This window comes from Sinorhizobium sp. KGO-5, assembly GCF_036245905.1.
Taxonomy (GTDB): Bacteria; Pseudomonadota; Alphaproteobacteria; order Rhizobiales; family Rhizobiaceae; genus Sinorhizobium; species Sinorhizobium meliloti_A.
In genome coordinates this window covers 455,717-470,000 of the sequence record NZ_BDIZ01000001.1, presented here as the reverse complement: position 1 = coordinate 470,000, position 14,284 = coordinate 455,717, and the positions used below count along the sequence as shown (strand labels likewise).

Sequence of the window (14,284 nt, the reverse complement as noted above, 5' to 3'; positions counted from 1 at the left end):
GCTTTTGGCGAGCAATGTCGACTTCCAGGCTCAGCTGAAGCCGACGGATTCGCTCGAAGCCTTCTTCTCGGTCGCCGATGAAAGCGGCAGGGCAACGGAAGATTCGGAACTGCTCTACGTCAACGCCAAATTCGGCGACGCCGAGACGCGGTTCTACCGCTTTCAGGATCCGGACGACAATTCGATCGATTATTTCGACAAGGACGGCAAGAGCATTCGCCAGTTCCTGCTGCGCAATCCCGTTCCGAACGGCCATTTCCGCTCCGGCTTCGGCATGCGCCGCCACCCGATCCTCGGCTTCTCGCGCATGCACACCGGCGTCGACTGGTCCGCTCCGCGCGGCACTCCGATCATCGCGGCCGGAAACGGCGTCGTGCAGAAGGCCGGCTGGGACTCCGGCGGCTACGGCAACCAGACGCTGATCCGCCACGCCAACGGCTATGTGTCCTCCTACAATCACCAGAGCGCGATCGCCAAAAGCGTCAAGCCGGGAACGAAGGTCGTCCAGGGTCAGGTGATCGGCTGGGTCGGAACGACCGGCCTCTCCACCGGCCCGCACCTCCACTACGAACTGATCGTCAACGGCAATAAGGTGGATCCATTGCGTATCCGGCTGCCGGGAGGAAAATCGCTCGGGGGCGAGGCGCTGGCGAAGTTCGAGAAGGAACGCGAACGCATCGACGAGCTTCTCGGCGACGATGCGAACGAGGTCGCAAGCAAGTAGTCGACCCATCGACGGTATCGCGAACTTGCAACAAAAAGGCCGCCCGGAGGGCGGCCTTCGTGGCTGTCGGAATGCGAGGCTTACGCGGCTTCCTGGTTCGCCCCCGCCCCGCGCTTGAAGTTCAGACGGTCTGAACCGGCAACGACCTTGATCACCGAGCCATCCGGGAACTCGCCCTGCAGCACTTTTTCGGCCAGCGGATCCTGCACGTATTTCTGGATCGCCCGCTTCAGGGGGCGAGCGCCGTAGGCCGGATCGTAGCCCCTGTCCGCCAGGAAAACGCGTGCATCGTCCTCGAGCTCGAGCGTGATCTTGCGATCCGCGAGGAGCTTGCGCAGCCTTTCGAGCTGAATGTCGACGATCGCGCCCATCTCCGAACGGCGCAGCCGGTGGAACAGGATGATCTCGTCGACGCGGTTCAGGAATTCCGGACGGAAAGCGGCTCTCACCACTTCCATGACCTGATCGCGAACCGCATCGCTGTCATCGTTTTCGCCGAGTGCGGTCAGGTATTCCGCACCGAGGTTCGAGGTCATGATGATCATCGTGTTCTTGAAGTCGACCGTGCGCCCCTGACCGTCGGTCAGACGCCCATCGTCAAGCACCTGCAGCAGAACGTTGAAGACATCCGGATGCGCCTTCTCGATCTCGTCGAACAGCACGACCTGATAGGGCCGGCGGCGGACGGATTCCGTCAGCGCCCCACCCTCCTCATAACCGACATAGCCGGGAGGCGCGCCGATCAGGCGGGCGACCGAATGCTTCTCCATGTACTCGGACATGTCGATCCGCATCAGCGCGGTCTCGTCGTCGAAGAGGAAGCGGGCAAGCGCCTTGGTGAGCTCCGTCTTGCCGACCCCTGTCGGACCCAGGAAGATGAAGGAGCCGATCGGCCGGTTCGGATCCTGAAGCCCTGCGCGCGAACGGCGAACCGCCCGCGAGACGGCCTGCACGGCATCACCCTGACCGACGACCCATTTCGCCAGCTCGTCTTCCATCCTGAGCAGCTTGTCGCGCTCGCCTTCCAACATCTTGTCGACCGGAATGCCGGTCCATCGAGATACGATGTGGGCGATGTTGTCGGGGGTCACGACTTCCTGGACCATCGGGTTGGCGCTGGCGCCATCCTGGCTTTCCGCTTCCGTCAGTTCCTTTTCGAGATTCGGGATCACGCCGTAGGCAAGCTCCCCTGCCCGCTGGAACTCGCCGTTGCGCTGCGCGATCTGCAGCTCGTTGCGCGCTTCGTCGAGCTGCTTCTTGAGATCGGCTGCCTGCCCGAGCTTCTGCTTCTCGGCCTGCCAGCGCGCCGTCAATGCGGCTGCCTCCTCTTCGAGCGAAGACAGATCGAGTTCGAGCTTGGCAAGGCGATCCTTGGAAGAAACGTCGGTCTCCTTTTTCAAGGCTTCCCGTTCGATCTTCAGCTGAATGACGCGCCTGTCGAGTTCGTCGAGTTCCTCAGGCTTCGAATCGACCTGCATCCTGAGACGCGAGGCTGCCTCGTCCATGAGGTCGATCGCCTTGTCGGGAAGGAAACGATCGGTGATGTAGCGGTTGGAAAGGGCCGCGGCCGCAACCAGCGCGGAATCGGAGATCCGCACCTTGTGATGCTGCTCGTATTTTTCCTTCAGGCCGCGCAGGATCGAGATCGTATCTTCGACCGTCGGCTCCTCGACCATGACCGGCTGGAACCGGCGGGCAAGGGCCGCGTCCTTCTCGACGTGCTTGCGGTATTCGTCGAGCGTCGTCGCGCCGACGCAGTGCAGCTCGCCGCGGGCGAGCGCGGGCTTCAGGAGGTTCGAGGCATCCATAGCCCCGTCCGCCTTGCCTGCACCGACCAGCGTATGCATTTCATCGATGAAGAGGATGATCTCGCCACCTTCCGAGCGCACTTCGTTCAGCACGGCCTTGAGCCGCTCTTCGAATTCACCGCGGAACTTCGCACCGGCGATCAACGCGCCCATGTCGAGCGCCATCAGGCGCTTGTCCTTCAGGCTTTCAGGCACATCGCCGTTGACGATTCTCAGCGCCAGGCCTTCCGCGATCGCGGTCTTGCCGACGCCCGGCTCGCCGATCAGCACGGGATTGTTCTTCGTCCGGCGCGAGAGCACCTGGATCGTTCGGCGGATCTCGTCGTCCCGGCCGATCACCGGATCGAGCTTGCCTTCCCTCGCCTCGGCGGTCAGATCTCGCGCGTACTTCTTGAGCGAATCGAAGCCCTGTTCGGCATTGGCGCTGTCGGCGGTGCGGCCCTTGCGGATTTCGTTGATGACCTGGTTGAGCTTCGTCGGCGTGACGCCGGCCTTGGAGAGGATCGACGCCGTCGCGGCCGAGCTTTCGATCGCCAGTGCCAGAAGCAGGCGTTCCACGGTTACAAAGCTGTCGCCGGCCTTCTTGGCGGCCTCTTCCGCTGCGGTGAACACCTTGGCGAGCGGCTGCGACAGATAGACGGAGCCGTTGCCGCCGGTCACCTTGGGAAGCTTCGCCAAAGCTGCGGCCGTACCGACCTTGGCTTCGCGCGCATTGCCGCCGGCGCGCTCGATAAGCGAAGCCGCCATGCCCTGATCGTCGTCGAGCAATACTTTGAGGACGTGCTCCGGCGTGAATTGCTGGTGCCCTTCGGCCAGTGCATAGGTCTGCGCCGACTGCAGGAAACCGCGGACGCGTTCCGAATATTTTTCGATATCCATTCTCTACCTCCATAGCCCGGCGAGCCCATCATCGTGGCACTGGCCGGCGTTTCAGGATCAGGCTCCCGCATTCGGCAAGCCTTCGAAGCGAAATATGGTGCAGCGCTCTTCGGAATTAAAGAGCGGCAAATGGAGGCAGCAGAGACAATCGCGCGCGAATGCGCTCACGGTGGATGCGGCAGGCGTCGAGATCTTGCGAAAGCAAAAAGCCCAGCCGTTACGGGCTGGGCCTTTAAGAGAATCGCTGCGGAAGGGTTATTCCGAGGCGGCGAGCGCCGGGGTGCTGCCGTCGGTTTCGGGCTGCGCATCGCCCCCTGCCTCTTCCTGCGCGCCGCGGCGCGGCTGCCGGCGAGGCCGGCTCGTGCTGCGGCGACGGGAGGCCGAGCGACCGGCCGATCCCTGCGCTTCCTCTTCCATGGCGACTTCGGCAGGCATGCCCTCGATCACCGGCTGAGGACCCGAACCGTCGATGACCGGCTGAGGCTCGTTGGCCGGAGCCGCTGCGGCCGCCGGAGCGGCCGGCATTTCCTCTGCATAGCCCTGATCCAGATCGTCCTGATCGCGATCGGAAGAGTCACGTTCCTGATAGTCCTGGCGTTCGTCGCGCTGGAACCGGTCCTGCATCTGAGCCTGCGCAGCCGCGATGATGCGGTTGTAATGCTCGGCGTGCTGCAGATAGTTCTCGGCGATTACGCGGTCGCCGGAGCTCTGCGCGTCGCGAGCAAGGGCCGCATATTTTTCGGCAATGTGCTGTGCGGTACCACGAATCTTCACATCCGGGCCGGAGCTGTCGTAGGTCCGCGTCAAGGGATTGGATCCCTTGCGATTGTTGTTGTTGTTGTTTCCGCTGTTGTTGTTATTCCGCCCACGGCCGCGCTTGTTTTGCTGTCCTGGCCTCATAGTCCATTCACCTGAATTTTCTTGATAATGATGATCATGTGGTTCCGCTCTCGGTGCGGAAAGTCCGCACCTGAGAAAACATGCGCCATGACAGATCGCCTCTTCGCGATCTCGGCGCCGGTCAACGTTAAATTAACAGGTACCCGCACAAGGCACTGTCGAACCCTAGCAACTCTTTCTTGAGAGCAATCCCCGTGGCCAGGTCATACTGGAACGAATCCTTGGTCCATGACCTTCTGCCCAGTGCGCGGGGTGAAACTAGCCCGCTTCCTTCGGGATTCCAAGCCCTTTCTTTGCTCTTCCGGAAAAGAGAAGTGCGAGTGCAGCATTTTTTCAACGGTTATTGCTGCGCTCAATATCCTGCTGGAACATCAGGACCCGATCGTTGCCGCCGAGGTCCTTCGCGGCAGAGAGCAAACGAAAGCCCTGCGCTTCGAATAGCGCCGTTACCGCTCGTTTTTGATCGAAACCGATTTCCAAGCCTATTACGCCGTCTGTTTCGAGATGGCGACCAGCATGAGAAGCAATGGCACGATAGGCATCAAGCCCATCCTCTCCGCCATCAAGTGCGGCGACCGGATCGTGGTATCTCACTTCCGGTTCAAGCTCCGGTATTACATTGGACCGGATATAAGGCGGATTTGAGACGATGATATCGAACCGCCCATCCACCGCCTCGAACCAATTGCTTCGAACGGCTCCGAAGCGCGCCGCCAAGCCATTCCTGCGCGCATTTTCAAGTGCTGTCGCCAGAGCGTCTTCCGATATATCGGTACCGAGGCCGTGCGCGTCAAGTACCGCTGCGAGAAGAGCAAGACAAATCGCACCCGTGCCCGTTCCAAGGTCGACGATGCGACAACTCCCCTTGCTTGAAGCGATTCGCCGCGCATGGGGAACCAGGCAGTCGACCAGGGTCTCGGTGTCCGGACGCGGCTCCAGCGTCTCTTTCGAGAGCTTGAGCTTCATGCCGAAGAATTCCCGCTCGCCGAGGATCCGGTAGACCGGCTCATGCGCCGCGCGGCGCTCGACTGCGGCACGAATGCGAGCCGCATCCTCGTCGCTGACGAGCTCTCTTCCTCGCGTCAGGAGCGCGGCTAGCGCAAGGTCGAGCAGGCCGGAGATCAGGTGGCGTGCATCGAGCCCCGCCGATTCGAGGCCGGCGGCCTTCAGCCTGTCGCGGCTCTCGGCTAGGAGGCTGTCGAGGGTTTGGGCCATTGAAACTCAGTTCTGCCTTTCGCCGAGCAGCGCGAGCTGGCTTGCCTGATGGTCGGCGAGCAGCGCATCCACCACGTCGTCGATCTCACCTTCCATCATTCGATCGAGCTTGTAGAGCGTGAGATTGATGCGGTGGTCGGTCAGGCGTCCCTGCGGGAAATTGTAGGTGCGTATGCGCTCGGAACGATCGCCGGAACCTACCTGGCTCCTGCGGTCGGCCGAACGCTCGCTGTCGGCGCGCTGCCGTTCCATGTCATAGAGCCGGGAGCGCAGCACCTGCATCGCCTTGGCACGGTTCTGATGCTGCGACTTTTCCGAACTGGTGACGACGATGCCGGTCGGAATATGGGTTATGCGCACGGCCGAATCGGTCGTGTTGACGTGCTGTCCGCCTGCTCCCGAGGAACGCATCGTATCGACGCGGATATCCTCCGGGCGGACCTCGATGTCGATCTCTTCGGCCTCCGGCAACACCGCGACCGTCGCGGCCGACGTATGGATCCGGCCGCTGGCTTCCGTCTCCGGCACGCGCTGCACCCGGTGGACGCCGGACTCGAATTTCAACCGTGAGAAGACACCGCGTCCCGATACCGTTGCGATGATTTCCTTGTAGCCGCCGGCCTCGCCCTCGCTCGCGGACAGCACTTCGACGCGCCAGCCCTTGCCCGCCGCGTATCGCTCGTACATGCGGAAGAGATCGCCGGCGAAGAGGGCGGCTTCCGAGCCACCCGTACCGGCCCGGATTTCGAGGATCGCGCTCTTTTCGTCGGCCGCATCCTTCGGCAGGAGCAGGATCTGGATTTCCTGCTCAAGCGCTTCGATCTTCTCTTCGACTTCGGGCTTTTCCATCTCCGCGAGGTCGCGCATCTCCTTGTCGGTCGCCCGGTCGGCAAGCATCGCTGCGATGTCGGCAAGCTCGGCCGTCGCCTTTTCATAGGCGCGAATCTTCGACACGACCGGCTGCAGCTCGGAATATTCCGAGGCCAGCTTCACGTAAACGTCGGCCGACGGGCCGGCGGACATGCGCGCCTCGATTTCGCCGAACCGCCGCTCCAGTTCGCGCATCTTTTCAACGGGAAGCTTTGCCAAATCTCACTCCAAATGCACTCGCCTCGCCCGGACCGCGTCCGGACGGAGACGAGAGCCCTCTTGTTCAATCTAAACCGGTATGCCGTTCGCCGCAGCGAAATCGACCAGGAGCTGGCGGATCGACGTGTCGGACTTGACGTCGTCGAGCGCCGCCTCAAGGAGTTCGTTGAGCCTGCCGGCATCCAGCGCCAGGAGCATTGCCTTGACCGGCCCGACAGCCGTCGGCGACATCGAAACCGACCGGAAGCCGAGCCCGAGCAGCGCCATGGCCGAAAGCGGTTTGCTTGCCATCTCGCCGCAAAGCGTCACGGGCGTGTTGTTGCGCTCGCCGGCCCGCACGATCTCCCGGAGAATCCGCAGGAACGGCCGGCCGAGAATGTCGAAACGTTCGGAAACACGGGCATTACCGCGGTCGACCGCCATGGCGAACTGGAAGAGATCGTTAGAGCCGACCGAAACGAAATCGACTTCGGCCATCAGTTCGTCGAGTTGCCAAAGCAGCGCCGGCACTTCCAGCATCGCCCCGAACTGCAGCTTGCGCGGCAGTTGTTCGCCGAGCTTCGATTGGCGCTCGATCTCCTTCTGCAGGAGTTCTCGCGCGCTCTTCAGCTCCGCGACTTCCGTTACCATCGGCAGCATCATCTTGAGCTCGGCGCCGACCGTCGCTCTCAGCATTGCCCGGAACTGGGTACGCAGGAGACCCGGCCGATCGAGCGACAGCCTGATGGCGCGCCAGCCGAGCGCCGGGTTCTCCTCTTCCGCGGCACGGAAATAGGGAACGACCTTGTCGCCGCCGATATCGAGCGTCCGGAATGTGACCGGCTTCCCCGCCGTCTGCTTCATGACGTTGCGGTAGAAAGCTTCCTGCTCCTCGGCCTTGGGCATGGTCGAAGCGATCATGAATTGCAGTTCGGTCCGGAAGAGACCGATACCTTCGGCACCAGCCTCGTTCAGATGGGGCAAGTCGACCAGCAGCCCGGCATTCATCTGCAACGTAATGCGCTTACCGTCCTTCGTCAGAGGCTCGACATCCCTGAGAGCGCGGAACTGCGCCTGCCTGCGCGCACGGAAGCGCACTTTCTCCTCGTAAGCGCGCTGCAGATCGGCCATCGGCCGCAGATGCACCTTCGCATCGTCGCCGTCGACGATGATCGCATCGCGGTTTTCGGCGAGCGCCACTGCCCCTGCCGCCTGGCCGACCACCGGAATGCCCATGGCGCGGGCGACGATGACCACATGGCTGGTGACCGCCCCCTCCTCCAGCACGAGACCGCGCACGTTCTCGCGCGGATAGTCGAGCAACTCCGCAGCGCCCATGGCGCGCGCGACGACGATCGCGTCATTGGGGAAATCGGCAGCCGAAAGCTTGGCGCCATAACCCGAAAGCTGGCGCAACAGCCGGTTCGCAAGATCGTCGAAATCGTGCATCCGCTCGCGCAGATACGGATCGGTCAGCCGGATCATCCGCGCCTTGGTCTCGCTCTGCACCCGCTCCACCGCCGCTTCCGCCGTCAGGCCGTTGCGGATCGCCTCCTCGAGCTTTCTCACCCAGCCGCGGTCGTGGGCGAACATGCGGTAGGTCTCGAGAACCGCGCGGTGCTCGCCCTCCATCGAGACGTCGCGGCGCGACAGCATGTCGTCGATGGAGATGCGCAGCGACCCGAGCGCTTCCGCAAGCCGCTGCAGTTCCTGCTCCGTGTCCTCGTTGAGCAGATTGGTGACGACGATGCGAGGCTCATGCAGGACGACATATCCGAGCCCTATGCCTTCGCCGTAGCTGTTGCCCTCGATCGTCACCGGGCGGGACAGATCGAGCTCGAGCCCGGGCTTGGTGATCTTCTTGAGCTCGCCAGTCGCAACCATCTCGGCGAGCACCATGGCGGTCGTTTCCAGCGCCTCGACCTCGTCCTCGCGATAGTTGCGCTGCGCCTTGTTCTGCACGACGAGGACGCCGAGCGCGCGGCCGGTGCGCAGGATCGGAACGCCGAGGAAAGAGTGATAAATCTCTTCGCCCGTCTCGGGCAGGTAGGTGAAGGCCGGGTGCGACTGGGCATCGGAGAGATTGAGCGGCCGCGCCGAAGCCGCGATCGTGCCGACGAGACCCTGTCCCATCTTCAGTTGCGCCAGGTGCACCGCCGTCTTGTTCAGACCTTCGGTCGCGTAAAGTTCGAGCACGCCATCGGAGCGCAGCACGTAAACCGAGCACACTTCCGCAACCATGTTCTGCGCTATCTGGCGCACGATCCGGTCAAGGCGCTCCTGCGGCTCGAGCGGTTCCGCCATGAGCTCGCGCAACCGCTTGAGGAGAACGCGCGGACCTGCGGAAAGGTCTCTCATCGCGTGGGGTCTCCTGAATAAGAATAAACGTCGGGCCCATGCGGGACGCCGCGGCCTCTGCATGCATCCTCGAAGCGAAATCGATCCGGGGACAAGTTCATGCAGCAGTTCCAATCACTACAGCGACGTCTTCCGTGTCTTTTCAGACGCGCGGCGCCGGGTCGCGAATCCCAAATCAAATGCCTGCCGTTTAACTCTTATCCAGACCGTAGACGGAATGCAAAGTGCGAACGGCCAATTCGGCGTAAGGTCCGTCGATCAGGATGGAGATCTTGATTTCGGAGGTGGTGATCGCCTTGATGTTGATCCCCTTGTCGGCAAGTGCCCGAAACGCGGAAGCGGCGACGCCCGCATGGCTGCGCATGCCGATGCCGATCACCGAGACCTTGACGAGGCCCGACTCCGACTGAATGACGTCATAGCCGATCTTTTCCTTGTTATCCCCCAGAACCCTGAGGGCCTTGTCGACGTCGCCGGACGGCACGGTGAAGGTCATGTCGGTCTTCGAGCCGTCTTCCGAAATGTTCTGGACGATCATGTCGACATTGATATGGGCTTCCGCAAGCGGCCCGAAGATCGCGGCGGAAACGCCCGGCCGGTCGGCCAGGCGGCGCAGCGAGATCTGTGCTTCATCCTTGGCATAGGCGATGCCGGTTACGACTTCCTGTTCCACGATCTCATCCTCATCACAAATCAGCGTTCCGGGCGGGTTCATGAGATCACCCATGCCCGGCGCATCGGGGTCCTCGAAAGAAGAACGCACGAATGTGCGTACCTTGTGCACCATGGCGAGCTCGACCGAGCGTACCTGCAGCACCTTGGCGCCGAGAGACGCCATTTCCAGCATTTCCTCGAAAGCGATCTTCTTCAAACGCCGGGCCTTCGGCTCGATGCGCGGGTCGGTCGTGTAGACGCCGTCGACGTCGGTGTAGATGTCGCAGCGATCGGCCTTGACGGCGGCTGCGATCGCGACGGCGGAGGTGTCCGAGCCGCCGCGGCCGAGCGTCGCCAGGCGGTTGTCCGGACCGAGACCCTGGAAGCCGGCGACGACCGCCACCTGACCCTCGCCCATGCGTCGGATGACGTCGGCGCCGTCGATTTCGAGAATGCGGGCCGCACCATGGGCGTTGTCGGTCTTGATCGGCAACTGCCAGCCCTGCCACGAGCGGGCGTTGATGCCCATCGACTGCAGCGCGATCGCAAGCAGGCCGGAGGTCACCTGTTCGCCTGAGGCGACGACCGCGTCATATTCGCGCGCATCGTAGAACGGGGCGTTCGAGCCCGCGACCTTCGGCATGTTTTCGACCCAGCCGACCAGCTCGTTGGTCTTGCCGGACATGGCGGAAACGACGACGGCAACCTCGTGGCCGGCATCGACCTCGCGTTTCACATGGCGGGCGACATTGTGGATGCGGTTCAAATCTGCGACGGAGGTCCCGCCGAATTTCATCACGATGCGTGCCATTTCGCCTCTACCGTACCACCATGTTTGCGCGCCCGATGCGGCGACCTTGGAGCGTCCAAGAAGACGCGCGTCGCCGTAGACGCGACAGGAAAACGCCCCCGCCGGCGCCTGACGATCAAAAAGCTTGAAGGAGACTTCTCGGACATCGGCCAGTCACCGCCTCGGGGAGCGGAAAGTCGCGGCGTCTCTTAGCGGATCAGCGGGCTGCGTGCAATGGCCGTCAAAGCGGTGGCCAAGAGCATGACTCTCGGCCAGGGGGAACCGATTTCGATTCAAAACTACTTGCATTTCGATACTGGTTCTGTCAATCTCACTTCAGACGCAGGGCGGTGGCCGCCCAATGGGAGGAAGGACAATGCGCAAAGTCATCATGTGGGACATGGTCAGTGTCGACGGGTTTTTCGAGGCGCCGGGGCATGACATCGGCTGGTTCGTTTTCGAAGACGAACTCGACGCCTATATCCGCGAGACGCAGTTCGAGGCCGGCACGCTGCTCTTCGGCCGCACCACCTACGAACTCATGGCCGCCTATTGGCCCTCGTCGGAGGATCATATCGCCGCCTTCATGAACGGCGTCGAGAAATACGTCTTCTCCAGGACGCTCAGAAGTGCCGACTGGAACAACACGACCCTTGTTTCCGGCGAGGCCGCCGACGAGGTCAGGCGCCTGAAAGAACGCGAAGGCGGCGCAATCTTCATTTTCGGCAGCGCCGATTTCGCTTCGACGCTGATCGCTCAAGGGCTCGTCGATGAATACCGTCTCGGCATCAATCCGGTGCTGCTCGGCAAGGGCACGCCCCTCTTTCAAAACGTTGCCGAGCGGACGAAGCTTGAGCTTACTCATGTCCGCCCGCTGAAGTCCGGTGTCGTCATCCTGCATTACCGGCCGGAACCGGCGTGATCGGCGAAGGAGGAGGCTATGGAGAACCGTCTTTCCATCTATGCGCCGCAGGCGCTCGCCCTGCTCAGGATCGTGACCGCTCTGCTCTTCGTTCATGCCGGCATGGTGCTCCTCTTCAACGTCCCGGCATCGACCCATCCGCTGCCGCCGCCGGAAATGAAGCCGATCCTCCTGGTGGCCGGCATCCTGGAACTCGTCGGCGGCGCTTTGGTGCTCGTCGGGCTCTTCACCCGCGCGGCGGCCTTCATCCTGTCGGGCATGATGGCCGTCGCCTATTGGGGCTTTCATGCGCCGATGAGCATGTGGCCCGCCAACAATATGGGCAGCGCCGCAATTCTCTTCAGCTTCATCTATCTCTATCTGGTTTTCGCCGGCGCAGGCGCCTGGAGCCTCGACGCTCGCCGGGTGCGAGCCTCAGGCCCTTGACATCCCCCGCCGATCGTCCGACTTCAGCATCGGATCGATGAGCTACAGCGAGCTTTGCGCGCCCGATGAGGACGCGCGGCACCGAAAGAACGAGGCAAGGAGGCTCTCATGAGCGAGACGGCGCGCACGACGATCGACCAGAGCGAGGTGGACCGCTTCTCGGCCATGGCGGCCGAATGGTGGGATCCGACCGGCAAGTTCCGCCCGCTGCACAAATTCAATCCCGTGCGCCTCGCCTATATACGTGACAGGGTCTCGCAGCATTTCGGCCGCGATCCGAAGAGCCGGCAGCCGCTCGAAGGGCTGCGAGTCCTCGATATCGGCTGCGGCGGCGGGCTTCTTTCCGAGCCGATGGCCCGGATGGGAGCGGACGTCGTGGGGGCCGACGCCTCGGAAAAGAACATCGGCATCGCCAAAACGCATGCGGCCGGCAGCGGCGTCAGCGTCGATTATCGCGCCGTAACGGCCGAGGCCCTTGCCGAAGCCGGCGAGAGCTTCGACGTCGTTTTGAACATGGAGGTGGTCGAGCATGTCGCGGACGTCGAATTCTTCATGACCACCTGCGCGCATATGGTGCGCCCGGGCGGCCTGATGTTCGTCGCAACCATCAACCGCACGCTGAAAGCGGCAGCACTCGCGATCTTCGCGGCCGAAAACGTGTTGCGCTGGCTGCCGCGCGGTACCCACCAATATGAAAAGCTGGTGCGGCCGGAGGAGCTCGAAAAGCCTCTCGCCGCAAGCGGCATGGAGATTGCCGACCGCACCGGCGTCTTCTTCAATCCGCTGGCCAACCAGTGGAACCTGTCGAGGGATATGGACGTCAATTACATGATCGTGGCGAAACGGCCGATCTGAGCCCTGTTATCGTCAGTTCGTGTCGTCCGGCAGCACCGGCAGTGGGGCGATCTCGATTCCCTCCTCGATGAGGGCAATCGCCTCTTCCGCCGTCGCCTTGCCGATCAGCCCGCGCTGGTCGGCTTCGCCGTAATGTATCTTGCGCGCCTCGTCCGGGAAGCGCTCACCGACGTCTTCCGCGTTCTCGCGGATCGATTTCACCAGTTCCTTGAGCTTGGCGACCGCTTCCTTCTGCGCCTGATCCATCACCAGCTCGCGGCGCGCCTCCTTCTTGCGCGCCGTTGAGACGGCGGGCGCCATCAGTTTCTTGCTGACGGAAACGGAACCGCAACTGGGGCAGGCGACCAGGCGCCGCTCGACCTGCCGGTCGAAATCGTCGCTCGAGGAGAACCAGCCTTCGAAGTCGTGGCCCTCGTCACAGGCAAGATTGTAGTGGATCACGCTGCAGCGCCTCCTTTTCCCGCCGGAACCACCTCATCCAACACGAAGCTGCGCGCGTTCCTGAGGTTGGGAATCTTCTCGCGCGCCGCGTGCACCGCCGCCACATCGATCTCGGCGACGATGATTTCCTCGCCGGTCGGAGCGGCTTCGGCCAGCACCCTGCCCCAGGGATCGATGATCATCGAGTGGCCGAAGGTTTGCCGGCCATCCTCATGCGTGCCCGCTTGAGCGGCGGCAATAACGAAGAGCCCGTTTTCGATGGCCCGAGCGCGTAACAGGATTTCCCAATGCGCTTCGCCGGTCTGGCGCGTGAACGCAGCCGGCACCGTCATGATCTCGGCTCCGGCCACGGCCTGCTGACGAAACAGCTCGGGGAAACGGATATCGTAGCAGATCGAAAAGCCGAGTTTGCCGAAGGGGAGATCCGCGATACGCGCGGTATGACCCGGATGATAGGCGGCGCTCTCGCGCCAGCTCTCGCCATTCTCCAGATCCACGTCGAACATGTGGATCTTGTCGTAGTCACAGATCTTCGCGCCGTCAGGCCCGAACAGGAAGCCGCGATTGGCAATCTTTCCATCCGCGCGCGCGATCGGCGTCGAGCCGACATGCAGGTAGAGGCCGAGCTCGCGGGCAAGTCGGGATGCCTCGCGAATGACGACGTCGTTCTCCCCATCCTTCAACACCGACCGCAAACCCGTCCGGTCGCGCTGGACCGCTCCGGTCATCTCCGGCGTCTGGACATAGGTTGCACCCCGCGAAGCGGCTTCGCGCACCAGCTTCGCCATCGTCTCCGCATTTCTTGCGGGATCGACACCGGAGCACATCTGGACGGCGGCTGCCTTGAAGGTCATCGCTTTCTTTCTCCCAAGCGGAACTCTGGATCAGAACGATCCGGCATCGCAGCACTCATCTCTTTTTCGGATGGGCAGGACAGTCGTGACATGCCACTTCAGGCCGCGAGCATATCGTCGAGCTTGCCGGCGCGATCGAGCGCATGCAACTCGTCGCAGCCGCCGACGGGAACATCATTGATGATGATTTGCGGGAACGTTCTGCCGCCCCTGGATTTTTCCATCATCTCCTGGCGAAGTTCAGGCGCATAAGTGGCGTCATACTCGGTGAAGTCGACACCTTTGCTTTCCAGAAGTTTCTTCGCCCTCGTGCAATAGCCGCAGAACTGACGCGTATAAATGACGACCGAAGCCATGGTCTCCAACTGCTCCTTCACCGGCATCGATCGC

At 62.4% G+C, this 14,284-nt stretch carries 13 protein-coding genes (1 of these 13 only partly in view); 4 read left to right on the top strand and 9 right to left on the bottom strand.

The annotated features are described in order from the left end of the window. Positions 1-724 carry the final stretch of a M23 family metallopeptidase gene (locus tag BHD07_RS02165; RefSeq protein ID WP_275597439.1) on the top strand. The gene continues 1,217 nt to the left of window position 1, outside the view, so only the last 724 of its 1,941 coding nucleotides appear in the window; the start codon falls outside the window, past its left edge; the stop codon is at positions 722-724. Positions 725-804: 80 nt separating this feature from the next. Here the strand turns inward: BHD07_RS02165 and clpB are convergent, their stop codons facing one another. From clpB to BHD07_RS02135, 6 genes are all read right to left on the bottom strand, one after another. After that, positions 805-3,411, bottom strand: a complete 2,607-nt coding sequence (gene clpB, locus BHD07_RS02160; protein WP_338277418.1) for an ATP-dependent chaperone ClpB — start codon at positions 3,409-3,411, stop codon at positions 805-807. A 255-nt stretch (positions 3,412-3,666) separates the two neighbouring features. Beyond that, the gene (locus BHD07_RS02155; protein ID WP_324762233.1) at positions 3,667-4,311 is read right to left on the bottom strand and encodes a DUF4167 domain-containing protein; all 645 of its coding nucleotides are present in this window, start codon (positions 4,309-4,311) and stop codon (positions 3,667-3,669) included. A 333-nt stretch (positions 4,312-4,644) separates the two neighbouring features. Then, on the bottom strand, positions 4,645-5,526 hold the full coding sequence (gene prmC, locus BHD07_RS02150) for a peptide chain release factor N(5)-glutamine methyltransferase (RefSeq protein ID WP_338277416.1): 882 nt from the start codon (positions 5,524-5,526) through the stop codon (positions 4,645-4,647). A 6-nt stretch (positions 5,527-5,532) separates the two neighbouring features. Next, positions 5,533-6,615: a peptide chain release factor 1 gene (gene prfA / locus BHD07_RS02145; protein ID WP_018096967.1), complete on the bottom strand. Its 1,083-nt coding sequence runs from the start codon at positions 6,613-6,615 to the stop codon at positions 5,533-5,535. Between the two features lie 69 nt (positions 6,616-6,684). Beyond that, a complete protein-coding gene (ptsP, locus tag BHD07_RS02140) occupies positions 6,685-8,952 on the bottom strand; it encodes a phosphoenolpyruvate--protein phosphotransferase (protein WP_018096966.1) in 2,268 nt (755 codons plus the stop codon). A 190-nt stretch (positions 8,953-9,142) separates the two neighbouring features. Then, positions 9,143-10,417 (bottom strand): aspartate kinase, encoded by a 1,275-nt coding sequence (locus BHD07_RS02135; protein ID WP_003533520.1) that lies wholly within the window; start codon positions 10,415-10,417, stop codon positions 9,143-9,145. A 355-nt stretch (positions 10,418-10,772) separates the two neighbouring features. Between BHD07_RS02135 and BHD07_RS02130 the strand changes: the two genes are divergently transcribed. The 3 genes from BHD07_RS02130 (at position 10,773) to ubiG (ending at position 12,599) form a co-directional block, all read left to right on the top strand. Then, positions 10,773-11,318, top strand: a complete 546-nt coding sequence (locus BHD07_RS02130; protein ID WP_100674211.1) for a dihydrofolate reductase family protein — start codon at positions 10,773-10,775, stop codon at positions 11,316-11,318. A gap of 18 nt (positions 11,319-11,336) precedes the next feature. Continuing rightward, the gene (locus BHD07_RS02125; protein WP_100674210.1) at positions 11,337-11,744 is read left to right on the top strand and encodes a DoxX family protein; all 408 of its coding nucleotides are present in this window, start codon (positions 11,337-11,339) and stop codon (positions 11,742-11,744) included. A gap of 108 nt (positions 11,745-11,852) precedes the next feature. After that, positions 11,853-12,599 carry a bifunctional 2-polyprenyl-6-hydroxyphenol methylase/3-demethylubiquinol 3-O-methyltransferase UbiG gene (ubiG, locus tag BHD07_RS02120; RefSeq protein ID WP_338277407.1) on the top strand — a complete coding sequence of 249 codons (747 nt, stop codon included), beginning with the start codon at positions 11,853-11,855 and terminating at the stop codon, positions 12,597-12,599. 12 nt (positions 12,600-12,611) lie between these two features. On the opposite strand, the gene BHD07_RS02115 is transcribed toward ubiG, so the two are convergent. From BHD07_RS02115 to grxC, 3 genes are all read right to left on the bottom strand, one after another. Beyond that, entirely contained in the window at positions 12,612-13,040 is a 429-nt protein-coding gene (locus tag BHD07_RS02115) for a DUF1178 family protein (RefSeq protein ID WP_018096962.1), read from the bottom strand. Then, positions 13,037-13,894 (bottom strand): carbon-nitrogen hydrolase family protein, encoded by an 858-nt coding sequence (locus BHD07_RS02110; RefSeq protein ID WP_338277404.1) that lies wholly within the window; start codon positions 13,892-13,894, stop codon positions 13,037-13,039. The genes BHD07_RS02115 and BHD07_RS02110 overlap by 4 nt, the downstream gene beginning before the upstream one ends. Before the next feature lie 98 nt (positions 13,895-13,992). Further along, positions 13,993-14,277 (bottom strand): glutaredoxin 3, encoded by a 285-nt coding sequence (gene grxC / locus BHD07_RS02105; RefSeq protein WP_026168806.1) that lies wholly within the window; start codon positions 14,275-14,277, stop codon positions 13,993-13,995. Positions 14,278-14,284: the final 7 nt, after the last annotated feature.

Bases quoted from the DNA above. Each gene is read 5' to 3' on its own strand.
- clpB (WP_338277418.1), bottom strand. From the start codon at position 3,411: ATGGATATCGAAAAATATTCGGAACGCGTCCGCGGTTTCCTGCAGTCG.
- BHD07_RS02155 (WP_324762233.1), bottom strand. From the start codon at position 4,311: ATGAGGCCAGGACAGCAAAACAAGCGCGGCCGTGGGCGGAATAACAAC.
- prmC (WP_338277416.1), bottom strand. From the start codon at position 5,526: ATGGCCCAAACCCTCGACAGCCTCCTAGCCGAGAGCCGCGACAGGCTG.
- ptsP (WP_018096966.1), bottom strand. From the start codon at position 8,952: ATGAGAGACCTTTCCGCAGGTCCGCGCGTTCTCCTCAAGCGGTTGCGC.
- BHD07_RS02135 (WP_003533520.1), bottom strand. From the start codon at position 10,417: ATGGCACGCATCGTGATGAAATTCGGCGGGACCTCCGTCGCAGATTTG.
- BHD07_RS02130 (WP_100674211.1), top strand. From the start codon at position 10,773: ATGCGCAAAGTCATCATGTGGGACATGGTCAGTGTCGACGGGTTTTTC.
- BHD07_RS02125 (WP_100674210.1), top strand. From the start codon at position 11,337: ATGGAGAACCGTCTTTCCATCTATGCGCCGCAGGCGCTCGCCCTGCTC.
- ubiG (WP_338277407.1), top strand. From the start codon at position 11,853: ATGAGCGAGACGGCGCGCACGACGATCGACCAGAGCGAGGTGGACCGC.
- BHD07_RS02110 (WP_338277404.1), bottom strand. From the start codon at position 13,894: ATGACCTTCAAGGCAGCCGCCGTCCAGATGTGCTCCGGTGTCGATCCC.
- grxC (WP_026168806.1), bottom strand. From the start codon at position 14,277: ATGCCGGTGAAGGAGCAGTTGGAGACCATGGCTTCGGTCGTCATTTAT.